The sequence below is a fragment of the Marinibaculum pumilum genome (genome assembly GCF_042646425.1).
GTDB classification, from domain to species: Bacteria; Pseudomonadota; Alphaproteobacteria; order Ferrovibrionales; family Ferrovibrionaceae; genus Marinibaculum; species Marinibaculum pumilum.
In genome coordinates this window covers 1-24,251 of sequence record NZ_JBHRTR010000017.1, presented here as the reverse complement: position 1 = coordinate 24,251, position 24,251 = coordinate 1, and the positions used below count along the sequence as shown (strand labels likewise).

The 24,251-nt window shown below is 70.3% G+C and carries 25 protein-coding genes; 16 read left to right on the top strand and 9 right to left on the bottom strand.

Annotated features, from left to right (window positions below; translation table 11 throughout):
* Positions 1 to 5 precede the first annotated feature (5 nt).
* Positions 6 to 806: a hypothetical protein gene (locus tag ACFOGJ_RS06385; protein WP_379898989.1), complete on the bottom strand. Its 801-nt coding sequence runs from the start codon at positions 804 to 806 to the stop codon at positions 6 to 8.
* Between the two features lie 156 nt (positions 807 to 962).
* Between ACFOGJ_RS06385 and ACFOGJ_RS06380 the strand changes: the two genes are divergently transcribed.
* The 5 genes from ACFOGJ_RS06380 to ACFOGJ_RS06360 are packed head-to-tail and all read left to right on the top strand — an operon-like array spanning position 963 to position 4,798.
* Positions 963 to 2,498: an acyl-CoA synthetase gene (locus ACFOGJ_RS06380; RefSeq protein WP_379898988.1), complete on the top strand. Its 1,536-nt coding sequence runs from the start codon at positions 963 to 965 to the stop codon at positions 2,496 to 2,498.
* Positions 2,499 to 2,511: 13 nt separating this feature from the next.
* Complete coding sequence (locus ACFOGJ_RS06375) at positions 2,512 to 3,327, top strand: crotonase/enoyl-CoA hydratase family protein (RefSeq protein WP_379898987.1); 816 nt, start codon at positions 2,512 to 2,514, stop codon at positions 3,325 to 3,327.
* Complete coding sequence (locus ACFOGJ_RS06370; protein ID WP_379898986.1) at positions 3,327 to 4,085, top strand: SDR family NAD(P)-dependent oxidoreductase; 759 nt, start codon at positions 3,327 to 3,329, stop codon at positions 4,083 to 4,085. The genes ACFOGJ_RS06375 and ACFOGJ_RS06370 overlap by 1 nt, the downstream gene beginning before the upstream one ends.
* A gap of 58 nt (positions 4,086 to 4,143) precedes the next feature.
* On the top strand, positions 4,144 to 4,389 hold the full coding sequence (locus ACFOGJ_RS06365; protein ID WP_379898984.1) for a DUF4160 domain-containing protein: 246 nt from the start codon (positions 4,144 to 4,146) through the stop codon (positions 4,387 to 4,389).
* Complete coding sequence (locus ACFOGJ_RS06360; protein WP_379898983.1) at positions 4,379 to 4,798, top strand: DUF2442 domain-containing protein; 420 nt, start codon at positions 4,379 to 4,381, stop codon at positions 4,796 to 4,798. Before ACFOGJ_RS06365 ends, ACFOGJ_RS06360 begins: the two co-directional genes overlap by 11 nt.
* Positions 4,799 to 4,810: 12 nt before the next feature.
* Here ACFOGJ_RS06360 and ACFOGJ_RS06355 read toward each other — a convergent pair whose 3' ends face one another.
* The gene (locus ACFOGJ_RS06355; RefSeq protein WP_379898982.1) at positions 4,811 to 5,797 is read right to left on the bottom strand and encodes an alpha/beta hydrolase; all 987 of its coding nucleotides are present in this window, start codon (positions 5,795 to 5,797) and stop codon (positions 4,811 to 4,813) included.
* A 140-nt stretch (positions 5,798 to 5,937) separates the two neighbouring features.
* Here ACFOGJ_RS06355 and ACFOGJ_RS06350 point away from each other — a divergent pair, with 140 nt between their 5' ends.
* From ACFOGJ_RS06350 to ACFOGJ_RS06330, 5 genes are all read left to right on the top strand, one after another.
* The gene (locus ACFOGJ_RS06350; protein WP_379898981.1) at positions 5,938 to 6,648 is read left to right on the top strand and encodes a haloacid dehalogenase type II; all 711 of its coding nucleotides are present in this window, start codon (positions 5,938 to 5,940) and stop codon (positions 6,646 to 6,648) included.
* A 26-nt stretch (positions 6,649 to 6,674) separates the two neighbouring features.
* Positions 6,675 to 7,460, top strand: coding sequence for an enoyl-CoA hydratase (locus tag ACFOGJ_RS06345; protein ID WP_379898979.1), 786 nt, complete (start codon positions 6,675 to 6,677; stop codon positions 7,458 to 7,460).
* Entirely contained in the window at positions 7,457 to 8,569 is a 1,113-nt protein-coding gene (locus tag ACFOGJ_RS06340; RefSeq protein ID WP_379898978.1) for an acyl-CoA dehydrogenase family protein, read from the top strand. Before ACFOGJ_RS06345 ends, ACFOGJ_RS06340 begins: the two co-directional genes overlap by 4 nt.
* Positions 8,570 to 9,532: an AAA family ATPase gene (locus ACFOGJ_RS06335; protein ID WP_379898977.1), complete on the top strand. Its 963-nt coding sequence runs from the start codon at positions 8,570 to 8,572 to the stop codon at positions 9,530 to 9,532.
* Between the two features lie 294 nt (positions 9,533 to 9,826).
* Complete coding sequence (locus tag ACFOGJ_RS06330) at positions 9,827 to 11,251, top strand: VWA domain-containing protein (RefSeq protein WP_379898976.1); 1,425 nt, start codon at positions 9,827 to 9,829, stop codon at positions 11,249 to 11,251.
* 16 nt (positions 11,252 to 11,267) lie between these two features.
* Here ACFOGJ_RS06330 and ACFOGJ_RS06325 read toward each other — a convergent pair whose 3' ends face one another.
* The 4 genes from ACFOGJ_RS06325 to ACFOGJ_RS06310 form a co-directional block, all read right to left on the bottom strand.
* Positions 11,268 to 11,393 carry a hypothetical protein gene (locus ACFOGJ_RS06325; protein WP_379898975.1) on the bottom strand — a complete coding sequence of 42 codons (126 nt, stop codon included), beginning with the start codon at positions 11,391 to 11,393 and terminating at the stop codon, positions 11,268 to 11,270.
* A gap of 96 nt (positions 11,394 to 11,489) precedes the next feature.
* On the bottom strand, positions 11,490 to 11,882 hold the full coding sequence (locus ACFOGJ_RS06320; RefSeq protein ID WP_379898974.1) for a type II toxin-antitoxin system VapC family toxin: 393 nt from the start codon (positions 11,880 to 11,882) through the stop codon (positions 11,490 to 11,492).
* A gap of 8 nt (positions 11,883 to 11,890) precedes the next feature.
* Complete coding sequence (locus ACFOGJ_RS06315) at positions 11,891 to 12,160, bottom strand: antitoxin (RefSeq protein ID WP_379898973.1); 270 nt, start codon at positions 12,158 to 12,160, stop codon at positions 11,891 to 11,893.
* Positions 12,161 to 12,238: 78 nt separating this feature from the next.
* Positions 12,239 to 13,240, bottom strand: coding sequence for an alpha/beta hydrolase (locus tag ACFOGJ_RS06310; protein WP_379898972.1), 1,002 nt, complete (start codon positions 13,238 to 13,240; stop codon positions 12,239 to 12,241).
* A 165-nt stretch (positions 13,241 to 13,405) separates the two neighbouring features.
* On the opposite strand from ACFOGJ_RS06310, the gene ACFOGJ_RS06305 reads away from it, so the two are divergent.
* From ACFOGJ_RS06305 to ACFOGJ_RS06290, 4 genes are all read left to right on the top strand, one after another.
* Positions 13,406 to 14,452, top strand: coding sequence for an ABC transporter substrate-binding protein (locus ACFOGJ_RS06305; protein WP_379898971.1), 1,047 nt, complete (start codon positions 13,406 to 13,408; stop codon positions 14,450 to 14,452).
* Positions 14,453 to 14,514: 62 nt separating this feature from the next.
* Positions 14,515 to 15,294 carry an ABC transporter ATP-binding protein gene (locus ACFOGJ_RS06300; RefSeq protein ID WP_379898970.1) on the top strand — a complete coding sequence of 260 codons (780 nt, stop codon included), beginning with the start codon at positions 14,515 to 14,517 and terminating at the stop codon, positions 15,292 to 15,294.
* Entirely contained in the window at positions 15,291 to 16,124 is an 834-nt protein-coding gene (locus tag ACFOGJ_RS06295) for an ABC transporter permease (RefSeq protein ID WP_379898969.1), read from the top strand. Before ACFOGJ_RS06300 ends, ACFOGJ_RS06295 begins: the two co-directional genes overlap by 4 nt.
* Complete coding sequence (locus ACFOGJ_RS06290; RefSeq protein WP_379898968.1) at positions 16,115 to 17,389, top strand: FAD-dependent oxidoreductase; 1,275 nt, start codon at positions 16,115 to 16,117, stop codon at positions 17,387 to 17,389. Before ACFOGJ_RS06295 ends, ACFOGJ_RS06290 begins: the two co-directional genes overlap by 10 nt.
* An 8-nt stretch (positions 17,390 to 17,397) precedes the next feature.
* Here the strand turns inward: ACFOGJ_RS06290 and ACFOGJ_RS06285 are convergent, their stop codons facing one another.
* From ACFOGJ_RS06285 to ACFOGJ_RS06275, 3 genes are all read right to left on the bottom strand, one after another.
* Positions 17,398 to 19,341 carry a TRAP transporter large permease gene (locus ACFOGJ_RS06285; RefSeq protein WP_379898966.1) on the bottom strand — a complete coding sequence of 648 codons (1,944 nt, stop codon included), beginning with the start codon at positions 19,339 to 19,341 and terminating at the stop codon, positions 17,398 to 17,400.
* A 315-nt stretch (positions 19,342 to 19,656) separates the two neighbouring features.
* Positions 19,657 to 20,670 carry a TRAP transporter substrate-binding protein gene (locus ACFOGJ_RS06280; RefSeq protein WP_379898965.1) on the bottom strand — a complete coding sequence of 338 codons (1,014 nt, stop codon included), beginning with the start codon at positions 20,668 to 20,670 and terminating at the stop codon, positions 19,657 to 19,659.
* Between the two features lie 127 nt (positions 20,671 to 20,797).
* Entirely contained in the window at positions 20,798 to 21,733 is a 936-nt protein-coding gene (locus ACFOGJ_RS06275; protein ID WP_379898964.1) for a LysR family transcriptional regulator, read from the bottom strand.
* A gap of 146 nt (positions 21,734 to 21,879) precedes the next feature.
* Here ACFOGJ_RS06275 and ACFOGJ_RS06270 point away from each other — a divergent pair, with 146 nt between their 5' ends.
* Complete coding sequence (locus ACFOGJ_RS06270; RefSeq protein ID WP_379898963.1) at positions 21,880 to 22,950, top strand: amidohydrolase family protein; 1,071 nt, start codon at positions 21,880 to 21,882, stop codon at positions 22,948 to 22,950.
* A 40-nt stretch (positions 22,951 to 22,990) separates the two neighbouring features.
* Positions 22,991 to 24,148, top strand: coding sequence for a CaiB/BaiF CoA transferase family protein (locus ACFOGJ_RS06265; protein ID WP_379898962.1), 1,158 nt, complete (start codon positions 22,991 to 22,993; stop codon positions 24,146 to 24,148).
* Positions 24,149 to 24,251: the final 103 nt, after the last annotated feature.

Here is a 24,251-nt window from a genome sequence, read left to right as displayed (position 1 = left end):
GCCGCTCAGTGCGGGCCGTCTCCTGCCGCGCGCAGGCAGGTCAGGACGGCATCGTCCAGCGCCGCCCCGCACAGCCGCAGCCGGTCCGGGCCGACCGCCTCCCGGTCCTGGAAGCGGCGCGCCAGGCGCAGCACGGTGTCAGCCTCCGCCAGGCCGGCCAGGATATCCGTGCCGCCGCGCAGCTTGATCCCGACCGGGCGGTCGGCATCCCGCAGCAGGCCGGTCAGCCGCAGGGTCGCGTCCAGTGCCGCGTCCGCCCCCCGGATGCCCAGCGCGGCCAGGTCCAGGCCGATCATGTCGGCGCCGCCGCTCAGGGCGATCTCCACCGCTTCCGCCAGGGCGCGATCGTCGGCGAATGCCCGGTCGCGCAGCATCACCTTCAGCGGCACATGCGGGCCGCAGGCGAGCTTCAGGTCGCGCAGCAGGGTGAAGGCCGGGTCCTGGTCGCGTTCATCCGGCAGGAAGGCCTCCGCCTCCAGGTCCAGCTGCACCTCGTCCGCGCCCTTCTCCAGGCTGCCCAGCGCGGCCTCCAGGTCGACCGCCAGCGCGCCGCCGGTCAGGGTCACGGTGCGCAGGACCGGGTCCGGCTGCCCGGGCTGCGCGGGCAGCGCGGCAAGCAGGTGGTCGAACGCCTCCGGCGCCACCGCCAGGGCGGCCGGCGGCATGTTGCCGGTGACATGCCGGGCGACCAGGGCATTCACCGCGTCCCGCACGGCATCGCCGTCGGTCAGTTCCACATCGGTCAGCCGGCGCACGGCCCGGGCGAGGTCGACGCTGTCCGCGGATCTTCGTGGGGGTCTGCTCATCGCTGTATCGCCGTTGCTGGATCCTGCGATCGCCGGCCGCTGCGATCCATGGGCGGCCTGCCCTGTCGCTGCTTTTCCTGGCGCCGGCTCTGCGATACCGTCCGGCCAAACCGGCCGCCATGCAAGGGGCGGCGCCGATCGCGTGGGAGGAATGCGATGGAAGGGAAGGTCGTGTCCGGCGATCGTTCGATCAGCCAGGCGGCCCTGATGGGCAATGCGGCGCGGGCCGCGGGCGGATTCGACCGGCTGGGGCTGGGCGCGGACGATACCGTGGCGATGATGCTGCGCAACGACTTCGCCTTCTTCGAGGCGGCCTTCGGCGCCGGGCTGATCGGCGCCTATGCGACGCCGATCAACTGGCACTACAAGGCCGACGAGGCCGGCTACATCATCGACGATTGCGACGCCAGGGTGCTGGTCGTCCATGCCGACCTGCTGCCGCAGATCGCCGAGGGCATACCCGACGGCGTGCATGTGCTGGTGGTGAAGACGCCGCCGGAGATCCGCGACGCCTACGGCATCCCGGCGGAAGCCTGTGCCGTGCCGGCGGGCGCCACTGACTGGGACGAATGGGTGGCGCAGCAGCCGGTCTGGGACCGGCCGCCGCCGGCGATGCGCACCAACATCATCTACACCTCCGGCACCACCGGCCGGCCGAAGGGTGTTCGCCGCGAGCCGGCGACGCCGGAAATGGCGGCAAAGATCGACGAGATGGTGTCGGTGATCTTCGACGTCCGGCCCGGGGAGGAACGGCGCACCGTGGTGACCGGCCCGGTCTACCATTCCGCACCCAACCTCTATGCCCTGATGAATGTCCGCGACGGCGGGCTGACGGTGCTGCAGCCGCGCTTTGATCCGGAAGAGCTGCTGCAGATGATCGAGCAGCACCGGATCACCCACCTGCACATGGTGCCCACGATGTTCGTGCGGCTGCTGAAGCTGCCGGAGGAGGTGCGCCGGAAATACGACCTCTCCTCGCTGAAGTTCGTCGTCCATGCCGCAGCCCCCTGCGCGCCGGAGACGAAGCGCCAGATGATCGAATGGTGGGGCCCGGTGATCAACGAGTATTACGGCGGCACCGAGACCGGCGGGGCGATCTTCCACACCGCGGAAGAGGCGCTGCGCAAGCCCGGCACGGTGGGCCGGCCGATCCCGGGTGCGGAGGTCCGCATCTATGGCGATGACGGCCAGGTGCTGCCGGCGGGGGAAGTGGGGGAGATCTACCTCCGGATCGGCCGCTGGCCGGACTTCACCTATCACAAGAAGGACGAGATGCGGCGCGAATGCGAGCGCGACGGCCTGATCACCTGCGGCGATGTCGGCTGGCTGGACGAGGACGGCTTCCTGTTCATCAGCGACCGCAAGAAGGACATGGTGATCTCCGGCGGGGTGAACATCTATCCGGCGGAGATCGAGGCGGTGCTGATCCACATGCCCGGGGTCGCCGACTGCGCTGTCTTCGGGATTCCCGACGACGAGTTCGGCGAGGCGCTCTGCGCCTATATCCAGCCGCAGCCGGAGGCGGGCCTCGACGCCGCCGGGGTGCGCGCCTGGCTGCGGGAACGGATCGCCGGCTACAAGGTGCCGAAGGTGGTGGAGTTCCGCGCCGCGCTGCCGCGCGAGGATTCCGGCAAGATCTTCAAGCGCAAGCTGCGCGCGCCCTATTGGGCGGAAGCCGGCCGGCAGATCTGAGGGAGAGGGACGGATGAGCGAGAGCGCAACGGCGGCGCCTGCCGGGCCCAAGGTCCTTGTCGAACGCGACGGGCCGGTCACCACCATCGTCATCAACCGGCCGGAGCGCCGCAACGCGGTCGACCCGGAGACGGCGGACCTGCTGGAGCAGGCCTTCGCCGCCTTCAACACCGACCCGGATGCGTCGGTGGCAGTGCTGACGGGCGCGGACGGCAATTTCTGCGCCGGCTACGACCTGAAGCATGTCAGCGAGCATGGCACCGGGCAGGAGCGAGAGGAGGGCCGCGACCCCGCAGGCCGCGGGCCGATGGGCCCCAGCCGCATGCTGCTGGACAAGCCGGTGATCGCCGCGGTGGAGGGCTATGCCGTCGCCGGCGGCATCGAACTCGCCCTGTGGTGCGACCTGCGGGTGGCGTCGGAAACGGCGCAGTTCGGGGTGTTCTGCCGCCGCTGGGGCGTGCCGCTGATCGACGGCGGCACGGTGCGCCTGCCGCGGCTGATCGGCATGAGCCGGGCGCTGGACATGATCCTGACCGGCCGCCCGGTGGGGGCGGAGGAGGCCCTGTCCTTCGGCCTGGCCAACCGGGTGGTGCCTGTGGGGCAGGCGCGCGCGGCGGCGCAGGCCCTGGCGGCGGAGATCGCGCGTTTCCCGCAGGTCTGCATGCGCGCCGACCGGAATTCCGCCTATACGCAATGGGACTATCCCCTGGCGGCGGCGCTGGAGAACGAGGGGCTGCGCGGCGAGGTGCCGCTGCGGCAGGAGGCGCGCGCCGGCGCGACGCGGTTCGCCGGCGGCAAGGGCCGCGGCGGCGATTTCGGGAGCATCTGATGACGAATGGAAAGACCGGCCGGCTGGCCGGCCGTGCGGCGATCGTGACCGGCGCGGCATCGGGGATCGGCCGCGCCTCCGCGCAGCTGTTCGCGGCCGAGGGCGCGCAGGTGCTGGCGGTGGACCTGCCCGATCGCGGGCTGCCGGTGGCGCATGACGGTGTCGACGGCGTTCGCTGCCTGGAGAAGAGCGTGCGCGACGCGGATGCCGGCACCGCGATCGTGGCCGCAGCGGTCGAGGCGTTCGGCAGGCTGGACATCGTCTTCAACAATGCCGGCGTGGGGATCAACGCGCTGACCACCGCGATGACGGCCGAACAGTGGGACACCACCATCGCGGTCAACCTGACCGCGGTGTTCCGGCTCTGCCAGGCCGCGGTGCCGGAGCTGCAGAAGAGCGACGCGCCCCGCATCGTCAATACCGCATCCGTCATGGCCCGCTTCACCGATTACGGCCTGCCGGCCTATTGCGCGTCGAAGGCCGGGGTGGCGGGGCTGACACGGACCCTGGCGCTGGAACTGGGCAAGTTCGGCATCACCGCGAACTATATCGAGCCCGGCGCGATCCAGACCGGCATGACGGCGGAAAGCTTCGCCAACGAGGAAATCGCCGCAATCTGGGCGAAGAAGGCGGCGCTGCGCCGCCTCGGCCGGCCGGAGGATATCGCCCGTGGGGCACTGTTCCTGGCCTCCGACGATGCCGCCTTCGTCACCGGCCACGGCCTGGTGGTCGACGGCGGTCTGACCCTGCGCTGCTGAGGCCTTGTACCCCTTGCAGGGACTATCCCAAACGGTTAGGTTTTAGGTTGGCATTCCGATGCCGACGTTGGACCGGTTCGATGGATTCAGAATTGTCATCTATCCGAACGATCATCGGCCGGCACATGTCCATGTGATCGGCGCGGACGGCGAAGCGGTCTTCTTCCTGAACTGCCCGGAGGGGCCACCGGAACTGCGGGAGACCTATGGACTCAGCCGCCGGTCGCTGGGCCCGGTCAGGACATTCCTTGCAGATCGCCTGGCGGTCCTGTGCGACGGATGGGACAACATTCATGGGCTTTGAAGAGACAGAGTTCGAGACCTCGAAGGCGCGCATGCAGGCGCAGCGCGAGTCCGGGTACGCCGTTTCCGCCTGCTACGACGAAGAGCGCAAGCGTATTGTCGTGGTCCTGGCGACCGGCGTGGAGATTTGCGTCGCGCCATCGCTCCTGGAAGGGCTGGCCGGCGCGACCGTGGAAGACCTGGCACAGATCGAGGTCAGTCCTGCCGGTCTCGGCCTCCATTGGCCGCGGCTGGACGCCGACGTCTACGTCCCAAGCCTGCTGCAGGGGGTTCTGGGTTCTGAGAGTTGGATGGCGAGCCAGCTTGGCTCTGCTGGCGGCCGGTCCCGGAGCCCAGCCAAGGCCGCGGCCTCTCGTGCGAATGGCCGCAAGGGTGGGCGGCCTCGTGGGAAGGGCGTCACCGGAGGTTAGGGGGGACGGCTTTCAGCCGCCCGGTTTCTGGCGACTTCCAGCGACGAATGTGCGGATCGCATCTGTAAACAGGGTATCCCCGGTGCCGATCGCATAGATCTCCGACATGTGGTTATGGCCGGTCATGTGCAGCCGCGCCGGGCAGCGGCCGGCCGCGCAGAGCGCCTGCTCCAGCCTGTCGGCCTGCCGGTGGAAAACCGGCGGTTCCAATTCCGCATCCACCACCATTACCGGCACCGCGCCGGCGACCAGACCGTCGAGGGCGCCGCGTTCGGCGAACCGTGCCGGGTCGTCGCCGAAATAGAGGCTCATCGGCGGCCGGGCCGGGACCCCGGCCAGGTCGTAGACGCCGGAGACGAGGATCGCGCCCGCAAGCCCGCCGCCCGGCGCGACATGGAACTGCGGCTGCGCGGCGTAGGACGCGACATGGACCGCGCCGGCGGAATGGCCCATCAGGAAGATCCGCGCCGGATCGCCGCCATGCGCGGCGACATTGTCACGCACCCAGGCGAGCGCGGCAGCCACATCCTCCGCCCCCGCCGGCCAGGGATGGTCGGGCGCAAGCCGGTAGGTAATGTTCACGCCGATCATGTTGGTCGCCACCGCCCAGTTCATGACATTGTCGTAGAACGGGCTGCCGGGTGCCGTCTTGTTGCCGCGCACGAAGGCGCCGCCATGCACGAAGACCAGCACCGGCTTCGGCGCCGTGCCGCCGCCTTCGGGTGCGAACAGGTCCAGCACCTGCCGCGGATCGTCGCCATAGGCGATGTCGCGGGCGACCTTCGCCGGCGGTGGCGGTTGCATCACGTGGATCGGCGCATAGATCCGCGCCGTAGCCACCGGCTCGATCGCCGGCCCAAGGGCCGCCACCTCTGCCGCGATGTAGGCGGGCATCTCGCCGGCACCGGATGGGATGGCCGGCAGGGTGGCAAGAGCGGCCAGGGCCAGGCGCCGCAACAGCCGCCATCCATGCGGCGTGCGGCGATTCGGTCGATGCATATCCCCTCCTTGCGCGGGCCGGCAGTACCGGCAGACGGCGGCCTGTACCTGGGCCGCCGCAATGGGCATTCTGCAGCCGGCCCGGGCTTCGGTCGATCCGCCGGGCCCATGAACGGGCAGAACCGGGAGGAAAAGCCGCAATGCCGCCATCGGCACTGTTCTTCGACGTCTTCGGCACCGTTGTCGACTGGCATGGCACCGTCGCACGGGAAGCGGCGCTGCTGCTGGAACCGGCCGGCGTCACCCTGGACTGGTTCGCCTTCGCCAAGGCGTGGCGGAACGAATATGCGCCGTCCTTCATGCCGATCGTGAAGGGCGAACGCAGCTATGCCGACCTGGACGTGCTGCACCGGGAAAACCTGCTGCGGGTGCTGGCGGCGGAGGGCCTGCCGCCGCAGGACGCGCCCCTGGTGGCGGAGCTGGTGCATATCTGGCACCGGCTGGACCCCTGGCCGGATGCGGTTGGCGGCCTGCGCCGGCTGCGCGCCCGCTTTCCCTGCTGCACCGTGTCGAACGGCCATGCCGCGCTGATGGCGGCGATGGCCCGTCATGCCGGCCTGGAATGGGACCTGATCCTAGGTTCGGAACCGGCGCAGCAGTACAAGCCGCATCCGCGGGTCTACCGCACCGCTGCGTCCTGGATGCGGCTGGAGACGGGCGACTGCATGATGGTCGCCACCCACGAGAACGACCTGAAGGCGGCGGCGGAATGCGGTCTGAAGACCGCCTATGTCTGCCGGCCGCACGAATGGGGCCGCCGCGACGGCGACGGCTTCGACGACATGCCGGAGGGCCGCTACGACCTGGTGGCCCGGGATTTCCACGACCTGGCCGACCAGCTCGGCTGCTGAAGACAAAAGGGGAGGAAGGCACGGAGATGGCGGACCTGGAAGAGATGCGCGACGGCAGGGTTGCGATCCTGACGATGAACCGGCCCGACCGGCTGAACGCGCTGTCGCGCGACATGCTGGAAGGGCTGCTGGAGGCGCTGCCGCGGCTCGCCCATGACGACGAGGTCGGCTGCGTGGTGCTGACCGGCGCCGGCCGCGGCTTCTGCGCCGGCGGCGATATCGGCGGCATGGCCTCCGACAGCTCCGACCGGACCCTTGAGCAGGGCACCGCCTGGCTGCGCCGCTCGATGGAGACCTCGCGCTGGCTGCGGGAAATGCCGAAGCCGACCATCGCCATGGTCAATGGCCCGATCGCCGGTGCCGGCATGTCGCTGGGCCTGGCCTGCGACATCCGCATCGCGGCGGAGGAGGCGCGCTTCGTGACCGCCTTCGCCAATGTCGGCTTTTCCGGCGATTTCGGCGGCAGCTATTTCCTCACCCAGATCGTCGGCACCGCGAAGGCGCGGGAGCTGTATTTCACCGCCGACAAGCTGTCGGCGCAGGAGGCGCTGGACCTGGGCATCTACAACCGGGTGGTGGCCGCGGACGCCCTGCGCGACGAGACCCTGGCGCTGGCGCGCCGGCTGGCGGACGGGCCGGGCATCGCGCTCGGCTACATGAAGAAGAACCTGAACGCGGCGCTGACCCTGCCGCTGGCCCAGGCGCTGGACATGGAGGCGATGCACCACATGCGCTGCGGCGAGACGCAGGACCACAAGGAGGCGGCGAAGGCGTTCATGGAGAAGCGCACCCCCGTGTTCAACCGCCGATGAGCGTGGACGACTCACCAGCTGTCCAGGCGGCAGCCCGCTTCGCGGCGGAGAAGATCGCGCCGCGCACCGACCTTGCCGATGTCGACGGCTTCCCGGACGACCTCTGGACGGCAATGGCTGCGGCCGGCCTGTTCGGCTATGGCATCGCGCCGCAATATGGCGGTGCCGGCCTGGGGCCGGAGGACCTGGCCCGGACCGCCGGCGCCCTGGTGCGCGCGGGTGGCAATGTTCCGGCCGCCGCGGCCTGGGCGGTGCATACCACCGCCGCACGGCAGCTGCTGCAGCGGCTGGCGGGGGAGGAGGCGAAGGCGGAGCTGCTGCCGGCCATCGCCCTCGGCGAAAGCTCCGCCGCCATGGCCCTGTCGGAACCCGGGGTCGGCGCGCATCCGAAGCGGCTGTCGACCCGGGCCGTGAGGGACGGCGATGCCTGGCAGATCACCGGCTCGAAGGCCTATATCTCCAACGGGCCGCGCGCGGACTGGTACGTGGTGCTGGCGGTCAGTTCGGAGGAAGGCGGGCGGAAGGCCTTCACCGGCTTCCTGGTGAACCGCGACTGGCCCGGCGTCACACGCGCCACCGATTCCGGCGTCGACTTCCCCGGCGCGCTGGGCCATTGCGGGCTGGAGCTGCGCGAGGTCCGGGTGCCGGACCGCTACCGGGTCGGCGCGGAGGGCGCCGGCGATGCGGAGATCCTGCGCCGGGTGCGGATCGTCGAGGACAGCCTGATGGCGCCCGCCCTGACCGAGGCGGTGGGCCGGCGCATCGCGGCGGCGGCGGCGCATCTCCGAAATGCAGGCGGTGCCGATGACGAGACGGCGAGCGCGCTCGGCCGGATGGCGAGCGAGCAGCGGCTTCTGGCGCTGGCGGCGCCGCACCTGCTGGCCCATGTCGAGGCCGGCGGCGACGATGCCGCCCTGTTCGGCTACCGCGCCGTGGCGCACGACCTGCATGACGGCTTCGACAGCCTGCGCCAGCAGCTGACCGGCGGCGCGCCGCTAGACGCGCTCGATCGCGATATGCTTCAACTGGGCCGCGTCGCGCGCTCCATCGATGCGCTGCGCTACCGTGCCCTCGGCCGGGGGCTGGTGCAGAAAACACAGGAAAGCTGAATGTCCCCGACGACACCGCCGCAGGCGGCGGCGGATCCGCGCATGGCCGATATCCCGACGGTGAAGTCGGGTTTCGAGCAGCACCGCTACATCTGCAACGACCGCATCGCCACCACCGTCTACCTGGCGCACCACCTGCAGAAGCCGGTGCTGGTGGAGGGGCCGCCAGGGGTCGGCAAGACGGAGCTGGCGCTGGCCACCGCGCGGCTGCTGGAGCTGCCGCTGGTGCGGCTGCAATGCTACGAGGGGCTGGACGAGTCCAAGGCGCTGTACGAATGGAAGTACGGCAAGCAGCTGCTCTATACCCAGATGCTGCGGGAGAAGCTGTCGGAGATCCTGGACGGCGCGAAGGACCTGAAGGCCGGCATGGCGCGGCTGCACGACTTCGCCGACGTCTTCTTCTCCGAGGAGTTCCTGGAGGCCCGGCCGCTGCTGCAGGCGCTGAAGGAACCGACCGGCGCGGTGCTGCTGATCGACGAGGTCGACAAGTCGGACTACGAGTTCGAGGCCTATCTGCTGGAAATCCTGTCCGCCTACCAGATCACCATCCCGGAGATCGGCACGATCCGGGCCGGCGTGCCGCCGATCGTCTTCCTGACCTCCAACAACACGCGCGAACTGGGCGATGCGCTGAAGCGGCGCTGCCTGCACCTCTACATCCCCTTCCCGGACGCGAAGATCGAATCCCGCATCGTCGAGGCGCAGGTGCCGGGCCTGTCCGAAAGCCTGCGCAAGCAGCTGGTCGCCTTCGTCCATGCCCTGCGGGAGGCCGACCTGAAGAAGCTGCCGGCGATCAGCGAGACGGTGGACTGGGCGCGCACCCTGGTGCTGCTGAACGCCACCGAGCTGGACGCCGACCTGGTCCGCTCCACCCTCAACGTCCTCCTGAAGTTCCAGGAGGATGCGGAGACGGTGGATCCGGAGCTGCACGCCCTGACCCGGGCGGCGAAGCAGGCGGTCTAGGACTATCCGGACAGGGTGGGACCGGTATCGTGACCGCGATCGTCATCCCGGGCCCGACCCAAAAGGGCGCTGCCGCCCTACTCGGTTGCCGTCGCCCTCGGCCCCCGAGCCGAGGGTCGTGGCAGTGCGGCGAAGCTGCTCAACCTCCTCTGTCCGTCGCGGTCCTCGGCTCGGGGGCCGAGGACGACGGCGGCAGGGAAAGTGGCGTCGACGAAATGCGGGAATGCAATCGGGTCACGCACAAGAACGACGCGCTGTCGGCGCAGTCGGTAAGGCCCTAGGGGAAGCGGAACGATGCAGCGCACGGTCGGCAGTTTCATCGAGGTGCTGCGCACCGCCGGCCTGCCGGTCTCCATCCCCGAGACCCTGGAGGCGCATCGCGCCCTGGACCTGGTCGGCTATCAGGACCCGGCCACCCTGAAACATGCCTGGGGTGCGGTCCTCGCCAAGAGCGAGGAGGAGCAGGCGATCTTCGAGACCTGCTTCGACCGCTTCTTCGCGCCCCCGGACAAGGCGCCGGTGGAGGGCGGCCGTCCCCGCCGGGGGGACAGGAAGCAGGACGAGGAAGAGGACGACAGCCCGGACAATGGTTTCGCGCCGACCGGCGGCCAACCCTTCGGCGGCGGTGGCGGCAGCGGCACGTCCGAACTGCGCACCGAGAGCCAGCTGGCCCGCATGCTGATGGAAAATGACCGCGCCGCCATGACCCAGGCGGTGGAGCAGGCGGCGGAGGCCGTCGGCCTGGACCAGATCCGGCTGTTCACCCAGACCGGCCGCTTCACCCGCCAGATCATGGAGGAAATCGGCCTGGACGGGCTGGACGCGGAGATCGCCGCGCAGGAGGCGCGCGACGATGCCGTCGGCGGCGGCATGGCCCGGGCGCTGCGCATCGGCCGGCAGCGCCTGTTCCGCCGGGTGGGGGAGCGGGTGGACCGCCAGCTCGCCCTGAAGGCGGAGGGGGAGTCGCGGGCCATCCGCGAGGACGTGATGTCCCGGGTGCGGCTGTCGGCCGTCGACCGGCGCGACTACCGCATGATGGCGGAGCTGATCCGCAAGATGGCGAAGAAGCTGATCACCCTGCATTCGCGCCGGCGCAAGGTGACCGACCGCGGCCATCTGGACCTGCGCCGCACCCTGCGCCGCAACGTCGCCCATGACGGCGTGCTGATGGACCTGCACTGGAAGCAGAAGAAGATCGACCGGCCGGAGATCTTCGCGCTCTGCGACGTTTCCGGCTCCGTCTCGGCCTATGCCCGCTTCCTGCTAATGTTCCTGTACAGCCTGGGGGAGGTGCTGCCGAAGGTCCGCGCCTTCGCCTTCACCGGCCCGCTGGCGGAGGTCACCGACCAGTTCCAGCGCCACGACGTGGAACGCGCGGTGACGGAGGTGATCAACACATTCGGCTTCGGCTCGTCGGACTACGGCATGGCGCTGGACCAGTTCGCCGGCCTGTGCATGGACGATGTCGACCACCGCTCGACCGTCATCATCCTGGGCGATGCCCGCACCAACAACGTCAATCCGCGGATCGAGACCCTGGAACTCCTGCACCGCCGCGCCCGCCGGGTGATCTGGCTGAACCCGGAAAGCCACGGCCAGTGGGGCACCGGCGACAGCGCGATGCTGCGCTACGCCGCCCACTGCACCCGGGTGGAAAGCTGCGGCAGCCTGCGCCAGCTGGAGCGGGCGGTCGACAATATCCTGCGGGGTGCGGCGTAGCGCGCCTGCGGCGGGATCAGGCCCAGACGACGGCCACGGCGCTCAGCGCCACAGCCGCCAGGACGGTCGAGATCGTCAGCACATAGCGCAGTTTCACGCCGGTGGTGCCCTGGCGTGCGCTCGTCGTGTCCAGCTCGGTCATCTCGGTCTCCCTTGCGTCGATGCCGGCGCGTCCGGTGCACCGGCTACGTCCACTCCCTACGATGGGGGCCGGCGGGCGGATCACCCGCTGAAAGGGTCAGGCGGGCAGGGTCCAGTCTTCCACCTGCAGGTCCGGCACGCGCCGAAACGCCTTGTCGTTTGTGACCAGGACGCATCCCGTTGCCGAAGCATGGGCCGCGATCAGCATGTCGAGGGAGGCGAGTGGTTCGCCCGAGCGTTGCAGGCGGGCGCGGAGGCTGCCGTAGACCTGCGCTGCACTGCTGTTCCAAACCAGGCTCTCCACGGTGCGCAGAAACGCGGTGACAAGGTCGCGCAGCATTCGGGCGCCACCATGTCTTGCCAGCCCGAAGTGCAGCTCCGCTTCCGTGATCGCAGAAATGCACATCGCCTGCGGCGACAGCGCCGTGACCCGGCCTGTCACCCGGGGGTGCTGGCGGATCAGATGACTGACCGTGTTGGTGTCGAGCATGAAGCGGGTCACTTGTCCTCTGACCAGCCTTCGAACGGGTCTCGGTCGTCGCGTTCGCTGCGACGCGCTTCGGGATCGAGGAAATCGTGTGGGACCTCTGCCCGCTCCAGGGCTGCGAGGAAGTCGTCCCAGCTGCCGGGCCGGCGGGACAGGATCACGTCGCCCGTCTCCGGATCCTGCCGCACATAGACCTCGTCACAGCCTTCGAACCGCATGGCGGCGGGCAGGCGCACGGCCTGGCTGCGGCCGTTCATGAAGAGCTTGGCGACCTGCGTCACGGCAAACCTCCGTCAGAAGGTATATACCAAGATATATTCCAACCCGTTCGGCCTGCAAGCCGGCGGTTCCGCTGCGACTCACCGCAGCTCCGCCGCCAGCATCGCCCGTACCGCGGCCAGGGCCGCCGGGTCCAGGGTCATGCCGACATGGTCGACCCCGTCGACCAGCCGCACATCCGCCTCCGGCCGTACCGCGTGCACCGTCGGCGCGAACTGATCGGCCGCGAAGACCTGGTCGTTCGTGCCGGCCAGTACCGTCACCGGCGCCGCCGTGTCGCGCAACAGGGCACGATAGTCCTGCGGGTTCATCGATTGCAGCAGGCGGTGGGAATAGCTGGATGTTGCGCGGTCGTTGGCAGGATCGACGGCAAAGCCGATCACCGGCAGATCGTCGAAGGCATGGATGCCCAGGCCGTTCAGGATCGACAGGCCGATGATCCGCGGCACATAGGGGTTCGACCAGCGTGCATCGCCGGCATGCGGGTTGTGCTCGGTATAGGTGGGGGCGCCGATGCCCAGCATTGGCGCCAGGAGGAGCAGGCGGTCGGGGGAAGGCAGGTCCGGCCGCCCGGCGTAGCGCAGTGCCAGCCCGCCGCCGGAGGAGAAGCCGAGCAGGGTGACGGGCAGGTCCGGATGGCGGTCGCGGATCAGCGCCAGGAAGGCGGCGATGTCTTCCTCCAGGATGCCGGTGCGGGGCACGTCGCCGCGCGGGCCGCTGTCGCCATGGCCGCGGATGTCGGGGACATAGACAGCCTGGCCGGCGGCGGCCAGGTCGCGGGCCAGGACATGCAGGCTCTGCCCGTCGGTGGAGGAGCCATGCAGCGCCAGCACCGCCCCCGCCGGCGCGCCGGTACCGCCGGCGGCGGGGTAGCGGCGATAGGCGAGGTCGGTGCCGTCTGCCGCTTCCAGGGCCTGCCTGGCCGGCAGGTCGCCATAGTCGATATCCGCGAAGGGATCGCTGATCGCCGCCATCCGGGGCGGCGGGCTGCCGCCACCGAAGGCGACCAGGCCGGCTACCACGGCGGCGAAAACCAGGATGGCGATTGCCGCGCCGGCGAGCGCGCGTCTGAGCCAGGCCAAGGCGGACCTCCTTCTGCCGGGAGTGCCCGGCCGCGCCGCATCGGGCGCGACGGGGGCCGCCATCGGCTATACACTCCGCGCCCGCGTTGCAAGACGCCAGCGGGACCGCGCCCACTGCCAAGAGGCGCGCCGGGGATGGAACTGCCGTCGAGGAGGGTGAGAAGGATGAGCTGGGAAACCATTTGGGCGGATCGCCCGCTGCGGCGGCTCGGCCGCTGCCTGGCGCTGGGCGCCGTGGCGCTGGCCGCGATGACTGCAGCGGCGGTGCAGGATGCCGCCGCCGCCGACAAGGTGACCATCGGCGCGCTGCGCTTCACCTCCCATGCGCCGACCTTCATCGCCTATGAGCGCGGCTATTTCGCCGAGGAAGGCATCGAGCCGGAGCTGACATTCTTCCAGGCGGCGCAACCGATCGCGGTGGCGATCGCCTCCGGCGATATCGACTTCGGCATCACCGCGCTGACCGGCGGCTTCTTCAGCCTGGCCGACAAGGGCGCGGTAAAGGTGGTCGGCGGCCTCTATACCGAGCATCCCGACCATCCCGGCATGGCGATCATGGCCTCCAACCAGGCATATGAGGCGGGGCTGAAATCGCCGGCCGACCTGGCGGGCCATTCCTGGGCGATGACCCAGCAGGGCTCCTCCTTCCACTATGTCGCCGGCATGATCAGCGACAAGTACGGCGTGCCCCTGTCGGAGATGAAGCTGGTGCCGCTGCAGAAGGTCGGCTCGATGATCGCCGCGGTGAAGTCGGGCCAGGTCGATGCGATGGCGATGGTGCCGCATGTCGCGGTGCCGCTGGACAAGGCGGGCGCGGCGAAGATCATCGGCTGGGTGCGCGACCTGGGCGACTGGCAGGTCACCACGATCTTCACCTCCACCGAGAACGTGGAGCAGCGGCCCGACCTGGTGAAGCGCTTCATGCGCGCCTATACCCGCGGCATCGCGGACTACGAGGCGGCGATGATGGACCAGGAGAAGGACCCCGCCGCCACCGACGCGGTGGTCGATATCCTGCACAAATATGTCTACACCGACCGGCCGCGCGACAAGGCGGCGCCGTCGATCAAGGCCGGCGCGGTCTACCTGTCGCCCGGCGCCAAGCTGGACATGGACAGCGTCGCCGTGCAGCTGGACTGGGCGAAGAAGCAGGGCCTGGCGCCCGAGGGCCTGACCATCGAGAAGATGGTCGCCCCCGGCTTCGACATGTAGCGCCGGCCGGACCAGGGAGATTGCGGCCGGGCGGCGGTGCCGCTGCCCGGCCGTGCCCGTTCATGGACCTTCATGTCAGGCATCTGTCGCACCGCTATGGCGGCACCGAGGTGCTGCACGATGTCGACGTCACCATCGCCGACGGGCAGATCGTCTGCATCATCGGCCCGTCGGGCTGCGGCAAGTCCACCCTGCTGCGCCTGATCGGCGGGCTGGAGCGGCCCACCGGCGGCGCGGTGATGCAGGTCGGTGACGCGCCGCCCGACAGCCTGAACCCCCTGACCTACATCTTCCAGGACTTCGCCCTGCTGCCCTGGCGCAGCGTCGCCGGCAATGTCGCCCTGGTGCTGGAGGATCATCGCCTGGACCGGGCGGCGCGGGCGGAAATCGTCGAGGACGTGCTGGCCCGCACCCGGCTGAGCGACTTCCGCGACGCCCTGCCCAGGCAGCTGTCCGGCGGCATGCGCCAGCGGGTGGCGATCGCCCGCGCGCTGGCGGTGCGGCCCGCCTGCCTGCTGATGGACGAGCCTTTGTCGGCGCTGGACAGCCAGACCCGGGAACTGCTGCTGGAAGACCTGCTGTCGCTCTGGCTGCGGGAGCGGTTCACCGCGATCTACGTCACGCACAACCTGGAGGAGGCGGTGCGGCTGGGCCACCGCATCGTGGTGCTGTCGCGCCGGCCCGGCCGGATTCGCGAGATCGTGGCGATCGACACCCCGCTGGAGGCGCGGATGGCGGATCCGCAGGCGCTCGACCGGCACCGACGCCACCTGTGGGAGCTGATGCGGGAGGAGGCGATGGCCGCCGACCAGGAACTGTCGGAGACGGGGAGGGAGCCATGACGGAAATCGCGGAACAGGCCGGCCCAGCCGCCCGCCCGGAACCCGCGCCGGAACGGGAGGTGCCGTTCCGCGGCGGCGGCTTCCGGCCGCGGCCGGTGCTGGTCGCCGGCCCGGTCTTCTTCGCCGCGCTGCTGCTGGGATGGGAGGCCGGCTGCCGGCTGGGCTGGATCGGCCCGCTGGTGCTGCCCGCGCCGTCGGAGGCGCTGGCCGCGCTGGCCGACCTGGCGCGCTCGGGCGAGTTGTGGCGGCATCTCTCCGCCTCCCTGCAGCGGCTGGTCCTGGGCTGGACCGGCGGCACCCTGCTGGGCCTGGCGGTCGGGCTGTCGGCGGGCCTGTTCTCTCTCGCCCGTGCGGCGGTGGTGCCGTTCACCGCGGCGATCTTCCCGATCCCGAAGATCGCGCTGCTGCCGCTGTTCGTGATCTGGTTCGGCATCGGCGAGGAAAGCAAGGTCGCCACCATCCTGTTCGGCGTCTTCTTCCCCACCGTGATCGCGGTCTATGGCGGGGTCGACAATGTCGACCGCAACCTGGTCCGCATGGCGCAGAGCTTCGGCCTGTCCTGGTGGTCGATCGTCCGCAAGGTGGTGCTGCCCGGCGCGATGCCGGCGATCCTGTCCGGCTTCCGGATCTCCGCCTCGATCGGCATCATCCTTCTGGTGGCGGCGGAGATGATCGGCGCCGAATACGGGGTCGGCGCCTATATCCTGCTGGCCGGCAACCTGATGGCGACCGACCAGCTGATCGCCGGCGCCGCGATCCTCTCGGTCATCGGCCTGACGGTCAGCTGGGGCCTGGGCCGGCTGGAAAAGGCGGTGCTGCGGTGGCGGTAGCTGCGGAGCCCTACGACGTGATCGTCGCCGGCGGCGGCAGTGCCGGGGTCGGCGCGGCGGTCGGTGCGGCAGCGGCCGGCGCTCGCACCCTGCTGGTGGAGGCCGGCGGCTGCCTGGGCGGGGCCTCCACCCTGCGCAACGTGGTCACCTATTGCGGCCTCTATACCCTGGGCGACCCGCCCCTGCAGGTCGTCGCCGGGGTGGCGGAACAGGTGCTGGCGAAGCTGCGCGCGGCCGGCGCGATCACCCCGCCGCTGCGGCATCGCGGCGTCTACGCCGTGTTCGAGCCGGAAGCGGTGAAGCTGGCGCTGGACGAGGTCTGCGAGGAAGCGGGGGTCGAGGTCCTGCTGCATGCGACCCTGGCACGGGCCGAACGCACCGGCGACAGGGTGTCGGGCCTGCACCTGTTCGGCCATGGCGGCTGGACGGAGGTGACCGCCCGCGCCTTCGTCGACGCGACGGGGGAGGCGAACCTGGCCTGGCTGGCCGGCGCGGCGACCCGCTACGGCAATGCCGGCGCGGTCAACCTGGGCTCGCTCGGCACCCGCTTCGGCGGTATCCCGAAATCAGTCGCCGTCACCGCCGACCAGGTGGCGGCGGCCGTCGCGGCGGCGAAGGCGGACGGCATCGGCCCCTTCGCCAAGGACCGCTCCGTCGTCACCCGGCTACCGCAGAGCGGCGATCTCTGCGTCTATGTCGCCAGCGCCGACTACGACCCGCGCGACGGTGCCGACCTGTCGGCTGCGGAACGGTCGGGGCGCCGCCAGGCACAGGCCTATCTGGCCGCGATCCGTCGCATCCCGGGCTGCGAGGGGGCCTGGCTGGCCGCCACCGGACCGCAGTTCGGCACCCGGGAAAGCCGCCACCTGGACTGCGCGACCCGCCTGACCTGGGACGATGTGCAGGCGCGGCGCCGCTTTGACGACTGCATCGCGCTGGGCGCCTGGGGCGCGGAATGGCACGACCGGTCCGACTTCTCCTCCAGCTTCGACTATCCGCCGGAACGCGGCGCCTACGACATTCCGCTCGGCTGCCTCGCCAGCCGCGACACGCCGAACATGTTCGCCGCCGGCCGCACCGCCGACGGCGACCGGCTGGCGGGCGCGGCGATCCGGGTGATGGGCACCGCCTTCGCCACCGGCCAGGCGGCCGGTGTCGCCGCTGCCGCAGTGGCGGATCGCGGCGTTGCGGACGTGCAGGCGGTGCGTGGCGAGCTGCGCCGCCAGGGCGCGATCCTCGACCCGGCGGAGGCGCGGCCGGCCTGACCGCAGGGCTACATCAGCGACGGCAGGAACAGGGCGATCTCCGGGAAGGCGACGATCAGGCCGATCAGCACGACGAAGGCGATCCAGAACGGGAAGACGCCCTTGAAAATGTCGAGCATCGGCACCTCCTTCGCCATCGTGGAGATCGCGAAGACATTGACCCCGATCGGCGGCGTGACCACGCCCAGTTCGACCATGATCACCACCAGCACGCCGAACCAGACCGGGTCGAAGCCCGCGCCCATGGCGATCGGGAAGAACAGCGGCACGGTCAGGACCAGCGCCGGCAGCGCGTTCATGAACATGCCGATCACCACGTAGAACAGCAGGATCGCGCCGATCAGCTCGTAGCGGCCCAGGTCCAGGCCGATCGCCAGCTGCGCCAGCTGACCGGTCAGGCCGGAGATCGCGATGAAGCGGCTGAACGCGGTGGCGAACATGAAGATCACGATGATGCCGGCCGACAGCCGCAGGGTCTGGCCCAGCGACTGGCGGAAGGCGGGCCAGCGCAGCCGTCGCATCGCCAGCGCGATCGCCAGCGCGCCGAACACGCCCAGCCCGCCGGCCTCGTTCGCGGTCACCGCGCCGGCATAGATGCCGCCCAGCACCAGCAGCATCAGCACCAGGATCGGCCAGACGCCGGCGCTGTCTGTGAAGCGCTGCTTCCAGCTGCTGACCTCGCCGCGTGGCGCCAGCGCAGGGTTCAGCGCGGCGCGCAGGGTGATCAGCGCGACCAGGATCGCCGCGAACAGGATCCCGGGCAGGATGCCGGCCATGAACAGCTTGCCGATCGAGACCTCGGTGATCATGCCGTAGACGATGAAGGCGATGCTGGGCGGCACCATCACGCCGATGGTGGCAGCGCAGGCGATGGAGGCCGTGGCCAGCTTCATGTCGTAGCCGTAGCGGCGCATCTGGGGCAGGGCGATGGAGCCCATGGAATAGACCCCGGACAGGGTGTCGCCGACGATCGACGACAGCCCGGCGCAGGCCACCGTGCTGGCCGACGCGAGGCCACCGGGCAGATGGCCGATCCAGCGATAGGCGGCGCGGTAAAGCTCGCCCGCGAAGCCGGAGGCGACCACCACCAGACCCATCCAGACGAACAGCGGCACCACGCTCCAGGTCTGGTCGCTGACCACGTCGATGGCGGTGCTGCCCAGGCTGGTCAGGCTCGCCGCCGGCGCGATCAGCAGGCTGATGCCCAGCAGCGCGGTGACCGCCATCGCCGCCGCGACATGGACGCCCAGGAAGATCAGCACGAAGCAGAGGCCGATCGCGAAGATCCCCCGCATCTGCCGCGACAGCTCGAACGGCAATGCCGACGGGTCGAAGCAGAACCACAGGATCGCCGCCACCGCCGCGATACAGAGCAGGGCGAGCGCGATACCGGCCGGGTCGCGGCGGCGTGCCACCGCGGCGAGGGCCTGCAGCATGTTGGCGGACAGGGCCAGGGCGAACAGCAGGACGAACAGGGATGCGGCCACCACGAAGGGCCATTCCGGCACGCCGAGCAGGCCGGTGACGATGCCGTTCTGCTTCAGGTACAGCGCCTGCCGCCAGATCTGCAGCGCGGTGACCGCCATCATCGCAGCGGCAAGCAGCAGGCCGCCGGCATGCAGGGCGTCGCGGACCCGCCCGGCGAATGCCTGCAGCAGCAGGTCCACCCGGATATGGCCGCGCTCCACCTCCACCACGGCCAGGGTGGAGAGCGCCACCAGGATGGTCAGCAGGCCGGTCAGCTCCATGCCGCCGGGCACCACCATGGCGAACAGGTTGCGCAGCGCCACGTCGGCGACGGTCAGGGCGACAATCGCCACCAGCGCCAGGCCGCCGAGGTAGAGCGACAGCCGGTTCGGCCAGCGGATGACGCGGCGGACGGCGCTGGCGGCGGACTCCAGCAGGGCGGCGGCCGGGCCGTCCCGGAGCGCCGGGGCAGTGTCGGCCGTCATGCCACCGCCCGTTGGTCCCGGCCGGCGGCGGCCGGCTGCGCCATGCGGCCAGTCAGAGAGGCGGTTGCCATGAAGCTCTTCCGCTTTTCGTCACAGCTGGGGCATCTCCGATAGAGGCACAGATACGTCATTCTCGGGCCTGACCCGAGAATCCATTCCGCCGGCCGCCCGGATACCGAGCTGGCGGAATGGATCCCGGATCAAGCCCGGGATGACGATCGAGGATGCGGCGCCGCTGCCATGCGCTTCGGGAACAGTGTCGGGAAATGCGGCGGCATCCAGGGTCCGCGGCGGATTCAGTGCAGACCCATATCCTCAGTTCTGGTCGTAGAGGGTCAGCAGGCGCTGCGCCTCGTCCAGGATCTTCTGCCCCGGCAGGCCGGCGGAATCCGCCTTCTGCACCCATTCCGCCCACAGCGGCTGCATCTGCGCGACCAGGGCGGCCCGGTCCTCCGCCGACAGGGCGAACAGGTTCTCCGCCGGGATCTTCGACATCGCCGCCGCGGCGCTGTTGGTGGTGTTGTAGAAGAAATAGACCGGCAGCAGGTCGGCGATATGCCGCTGCTCCTGTTCGGTCAGCCGGTTCCAGGTGTCCCGGTTCATCACCGTGCTGTAGCTGCCGGGGTTCAGGTTCAGCAGGGTGTGGTAGGTGGTGACCTCGTTCAGCTTGAAATTGTTCACCCAGCCCCAGGCGCAGAGCACGCCGTCGATGGCGCCGCGCTGCAGCGCCAGATAGGCGTCGGGGCCGACCATCACGCTGGCGCTGGCGCCCAGCCGCTCCAGCACCTTCACCCCGGCGGAATCCTGGGCGGCGAAGACCTTGCCCTTGAAATCCTCCAGGGTGCGCACCGGTTCGCGGCTGTGCAGGTGGGCGCCCATGGCGACGAAGGTCGCCAGGTCGACGACATTGTCGGCCGGGCCGAACAGCTCGCCCATCGCGGGGAAGTCCTCGCGCAGGCGCCAGTAGACCATGCTGTCGATCGTCTGGTTCTTCGCCAGGCCGGGCAGGGCGAACAGCTCCATCGGCAGGAACTTGCCCGGCAGGATCGGGTGCCAGACGAAGCCGATGTCCAAGAGGCCGGAACCGGTGGCCTGCAGCCAGTCCTTGAACGGGGTGACCGAGCCGGGCGGGAAGAAGGTGACCTTGGCGCGGCCGCCGGTCACCGCCTCCAGTTCCGCGGCGAAGCGGCGGTCCATGTCGTTCCACGGCGTGCCGTCGGGGGAGGCGAACTGCATCTTCAGCTCGATCGGCTCCGCCGCCGCGGGCGAGAGCAGGCCGGTCAGGCCGAGCGCCGCCACGGCGGCCAGGATCAGCATTGTAGGCTTCATGATCGTCCTCCCGTTCCCCGGACCTGCCCCTGCAACGGTGGGTCCGATGTCATGCGGGCGGTGGCCGCCCGCCGCGACTCTAGAAGCGCTGAGGTATCACGCGTACTTATTTCTGCTAATGCTTTATTTAATCTGGGCTTAAGACATCCGCCATGATGCGGCGCCATTCCTCCGCCGCCCGCCGCAGCTCCTGCTCGAAACAGGCATAGAGCTGCCGGGCGGGGCGCGACAAGGGCTGCCGGGTGGGATGGATCAGCGCCACCTCCACCGACAGGGCCGGCGCCACGATCGGGTTCACCGTCACCCGCTCGTTGCCGAGTTCCTTCAGGCAGATCCAGCAGGGCAGGATGGTCGACCAGTCGGTCAGGGCCAGGAATTCCAGGCCGGCCGACAGGCTGGCATTCGCCATCGTGCGCTCGACCGCGATCTCGCCGTTGCGGATCGCCTCCTCGATCTTCGGCCGCAGGCTGTTGGCGGCGGACGGCATCGACAGGCGCAGCGGGCCGATGGCGTCCAGCCGCACCGGCTTCATCGGCATCAGGCCGCGGCGGGCGCCGGAGACCAGGGCCACCGGAAAGCGGCCGATCGGCTGCGCCGTCAGGCCGATCTGCGGCGTCGCGAACTGGCCGACATAGAAGTGCAGGGCGCCGCCCGCCGTCGCCGCCAGCAGGGAATCCGCCGGCCCGCTGGCGATGTCGACATCGACCCCGGGATATTCGCGCACATAGCGGGCCAGCGCCTGCGGCAGGACCGCCTTCGCCAGGCCCGGCGCGAAGCCGGCGGAGACGGCGCCGTTCAGCCCGGCGGCGAAATCCTCAAGTTCGACCTCCGCCTCCGACACCGCCTTCAGGATCGCCAAGCAGCGGTCGTAGAAGCGGCGGCCTGCCGGAGTAGGGGTGACGCCGCGCCGGGTCCGCTCCAGAAGCCCGGTGCCAAGCCGCGCCTCCAGCGCGCTCATCTGCTGGCTGACCCCGGAGGCGGTGCAGTTCAGCCGGCCGGCAGCGGCACTGAGCGAGCCCTCCTCACAGGCCGCGACGAAGTACTGGATCTGCCTGAAGTCCATGGCCGGGAGATCTCCTGATATTAGAGATGCATGATACTGAGATAAGGAAATTTAACTACCGATGATATCAGACGGCTCCCTATGCTCGGCGCCAGCGGCCATCGGAGAACGGGAGAGGGCATGGCACCGCAGGCGCAGGACGGGCGATGACGCCGGAGGAGCGGGCGGACTGGGTGCGTGCCATGGGCGCACGCACCGACTGGTGGCTGCTGGGCCGCGAACCGGTCGTCGCGCCGGAGGCCGAACTGGTGGACGCGCATTTCCACCTCTGGCAGGCCCGCACCCTGCCGGACCCGCAGGACAGCGGGCGCAGCCTGCAGACCAGCCGCTACCTGCTGGACGAATTCCGGCGCGACACGGGCGGCGGCCATCGGGTCGTGCAATGCGTCTATGTCGAATGCGGGACGGCCTACCGCACGGAGGGACCGGAGAACCTGCGCCCGGTCGGCGAAACGGCGTTCGTCGCGGACCTGGCCCGGCAGGGCGGGGCGCCGCAGATCGCCGCGATGGTGGCTCATGCCGACCTGCGCGATCCGGACCTGGACCTGGTCCTGGATGCCCACGCGGCGGCGGGCGGCGGCCTGGTGCGCGGCATCCGCCATGCCGGCGCGCGGCTGGAGGATCCGGCGGCGCGCCTGATCGCCGGTGCGGCGCCGCGGGGGCTCTATGCCGATCCGGCCTTCCGCCGCGGCGTCGCGCGGCTGGGGGAGCGCGGCCTGGTCTTCGACGCCTTCCAGTTCCACTTCCAGGCGGAACAGCTGGTGGCGCTGGCGCAGGCCGTCCCCGGCACCACCTTCGTCGTGAACCACCTGGGTACGCCGGTCGGCTATGCCGGCCCGCCGACGGAGGCGGACCCCGTCTTCACCGCCTGGCGCACCGGCATCGAGGACCTGGCGCGGCTGCCTAACATCATCATGAAGCTCGGCGGCCTCGCCTCCGTGGTGACCGGCTATGACGGCGGCCGGCGGCAGCGCCCGCCAGGCTCGGAGACCTTCGTCGCCGAGCGGGGCGCCTATTTCCACCACGCGATCCGCTGCCTGGGGCCGGAGCGCTGCATGTTCGAGAGCAACTGGCCGGTGGACAGCGTGTCGATCGGCTATGCGGTGCTCTGGAACGCCTACAAGCGGATCGCCCTGGACTATGGCCCGGCGGCACAGGCCGCGCTGCTGGCCGGCACCGCCCGCCGGGTCTACCGCATCCGGCCGCCGGCCGCGTGACGGCACGCGCCCCCCGTTCAGAAAGCTGAGAGGTACCGTCATGCGACCGCTCGAAGGCTTCCGGGTGCTGGACCTGACCCATGTCCTGGCCGGCCCCTTCGCCACCCATCACCTGCGCTGCCTGGGCGCGGAGGTGATCAAGGTGGAGCGCCCGGGCGGCGGCGACCCGATGCGGGCCCTGGGTCGCCTGCCGGAGCAGGGCGACCTGCCGCCGACCTTCCGCGCGCTGAATGCCGGCAAAAAGTCCGTCACCGCCGATCTGGGCACGGCGGAGGGACGCGACCTGGTGCTGCGGCTGGCGGAAAGCGCCGACGTCTTCGTCGAGAACTTCCGGCCCGGCGTCGCGCGCCGCCTCGGCCTGGGGGCGGAGGCGGTGCGCGCCGTCCGGCCCGGCATCGTCTACTGCTCGATCTCCGGCTGGGGCCAGGCAGGCGACAACGCGCCCCGCGGCGCCTACGACCATGTCATCCAGGCGGCCACCGGCATGATGGCGCTGCAGGGCAGCGGCGCCGATGCGGCGCCGGTCAAGGTCGGCTTCCCGGTGGTCGACATCGCTACCGGGATCAGCGCGGCGGAGGCGATTCTGGCCGCCCTGATCCGCCGCCTGCGCGGCGACGACGGCCCGATCACCCTGGACGTTTCGATGGTGGATTCCGCCCTGGCTCTGATGGCGGGTCCGGCGGCGGTGACCCTGGCCACCGGCCGGGCGCCGGACCGGGTCGGCAATCGCGGCTTCGTCGGCAGCCCGGGGGCGGAGACCTTCGCCACCGCCGACGGCCATCTCTCCGTCGCTGCCAACACCATGGGCCAGTTCGCCACCCTGTGCCGGCTGCTCGGCCGGCCGGAACTGGCGGGCCCGCCGCATCTCCCGGCCGGGCTGCCGGCGGAGGCGTTCCTGGGCAACCTCGCCTCCGACGGGCTGCGCGCGGCATTGGCCGCGGCCTTTGCCGCCGCCGACGCCGCCGCCCTGGAAGCGGCGCTGAACGCAGCCGGCGTGCCGGCCGCGAAGGTGCGCGACCTGGGCGACTATCTGCGCGAGGTCTATCCGGCCACGCCGGGCATCGGCGTCGCGGGCGAGCCGCTGGCCTTCGGTCCCGCCTTCCGCTGGGCGGAGGGCGAGGAAGCGCCGGAGCCCGTGGCGGTGCCGGAGCTCGGTGCCGATACGGCGGTGCTGGCGGGCGGCGGCAGGCGGGATTGAGACCTGGCTGCCCGCAGAGCCGTCATTCCATGGCTTGACCCACTGGTGTCCGGTTTAGTGGTCATGTCCATTGGAGTGCCATCTGTTGGCTGTCTGGAGGTGA

Bases quoted from the DNA above. Each gene is read 5' to 3' on its own strand.
- ACFOGJ_RS06385 (WP_379898989.1), bottom strand. From the start codon at position 806: ATGAGCAGACCCCCACGAAGATCCGCGGACAGCGTCGACCTCGCCCGG.
- ACFOGJ_RS06380 (WP_379898988.1), top strand. From the start codon at position 963: ATGGAAGGGAAGGTCGTGTCCGGCGATCGTTCGATCAGCCAGGCGGCC.
- ACFOGJ_RS06375 (WP_379898987.1), top strand. From the start codon at position 2,512: ATGAGCGAGAGCGCAACGGCGGCGCCTGCCGGGCCCAAGGTCCTTGTC.
- ACFOGJ_RS06370 (WP_379898986.1), top strand. From the start codon at position 3,327: ATGACGAATGGAAAGACCGGCCGGCTGGCCGGCCGTGCGGCGATCGTG.
- ACFOGJ_RS06365 (WP_379898984.1), top strand. From the start codon at position 4,144: ATGCCGACGTTGGACCGGTTCGATGGATTCAGAATTGTCATCTATCCG.
- ACFOGJ_RS06360 (WP_379898983.1), top strand. From the start codon at position 4,379: ATGGGCTTTGAAGAGACAGAGTTCGAGACCTCGAAGGCGCGCATGCAG.
- ACFOGJ_RS06355 (WP_379898982.1), bottom strand. From the start codon at position 5,797: ATGCATCGACCGAATCGCCGCACGCCGCATGGATGGCGGCTGTTGCGG.
- ACFOGJ_RS06350 (WP_379898981.1), top strand. From the start codon at position 5,938: ATGCCGCCATCGGCACTGTTCTTCGACGTCTTCGGCACCGTTGTCGAC.
- ACFOGJ_RS06345 (WP_379898979.1), top strand. From the start codon at position 6,675: ATGGCGGACCTGGAAGAGATGCGCGACGGCAGGGTTGCGATCCTGACG.
- ACFOGJ_RS06340 (WP_379898978.1), top strand. From the start codon at position 7,457: ATGAGCGTGGACGACTCACCAGCTGTCCAGGCGGCAGCCCGCTTCGCG.
- ACFOGJ_RS06335 (WP_379898977.1), top strand. From the start codon at position 8,570: ATGTCCCCGACGACACCGCCGCAGGCGGCGGCGGATCCGCGCATGGCC.
- ACFOGJ_RS06330 (WP_379898976.1), top strand. From the start codon at position 9,827: ATGCAGCGCACGGTCGGCAGTTTCATCGAGGTGCTGCGCACCGCCGGC.
- ACFOGJ_RS06325 (WP_379898975.1), bottom strand. From the start codon at position 11,393: ATGACCGAGCTGGACACGACGAGCGCACGCCAGGGCACCACCGGCGTG.
- ACFOGJ_RS06320 (WP_379898974.1), bottom strand. From the start codon at position 11,882: ATGCTCGACACCAACACGGTCAGTCATCTGATCCGCCAGCACCCCCGG.
- ACFOGJ_RS06305 (WP_379898971.1), top strand. From the start codon at position 13,406: ATGAGCTGGGAAACCATTTGGGCGGATCGCCCGCTGCGGCGGCTCGGC.
- ACFOGJ_RS06300 (WP_379898970.1), top strand. From the start codon at position 14,515: ATGGACCTTCATGTCAGGCATCTGTCGCACCGCTATGGCGGCACCGAG.
- ACFOGJ_RS06295 (WP_379898969.1), top strand. From the start codon at position 15,291: ATGACGGAAATCGCGGAACAGGCCGGCCCAGCCGCCCGCCCGGAACCC.
- ACFOGJ_RS06285 (WP_379898966.1), bottom strand. From the start codon at position 19,341: ATGACGGCCGACACTGCCCCGGCGCTCCGGGACGGCCCGGCCGCCGCC.
- ACFOGJ_RS06280 (WP_379898965.1), bottom strand. From the start codon at position 20,670: ATGAAGCCTACAATGCTGATCCTGGCCGCCGTGGCGGCGCTCGGCCTG.
- ACFOGJ_RS06275 (WP_379898964.1), bottom strand. From the start codon at position 21,733: ATGGACTTCAGGCAGATCCAGTACTTCGTCGCGGCCTGTGAGGAGGGC.
- ACFOGJ_RS06270 (WP_379898963.1), top strand. From the start codon at position 21,880: ATGACGCCGGAGGAGCGGGCGGACTGGGTGCGTGCCATGGGCGCACGC.
- ACFOGJ_RS06265 (WP_379898962.1), top strand. From the start codon at position 22,991: ATGCGACCGCTCGAAGGCTTCCGGGTGCTGGACCTGACCCATGTCCTG.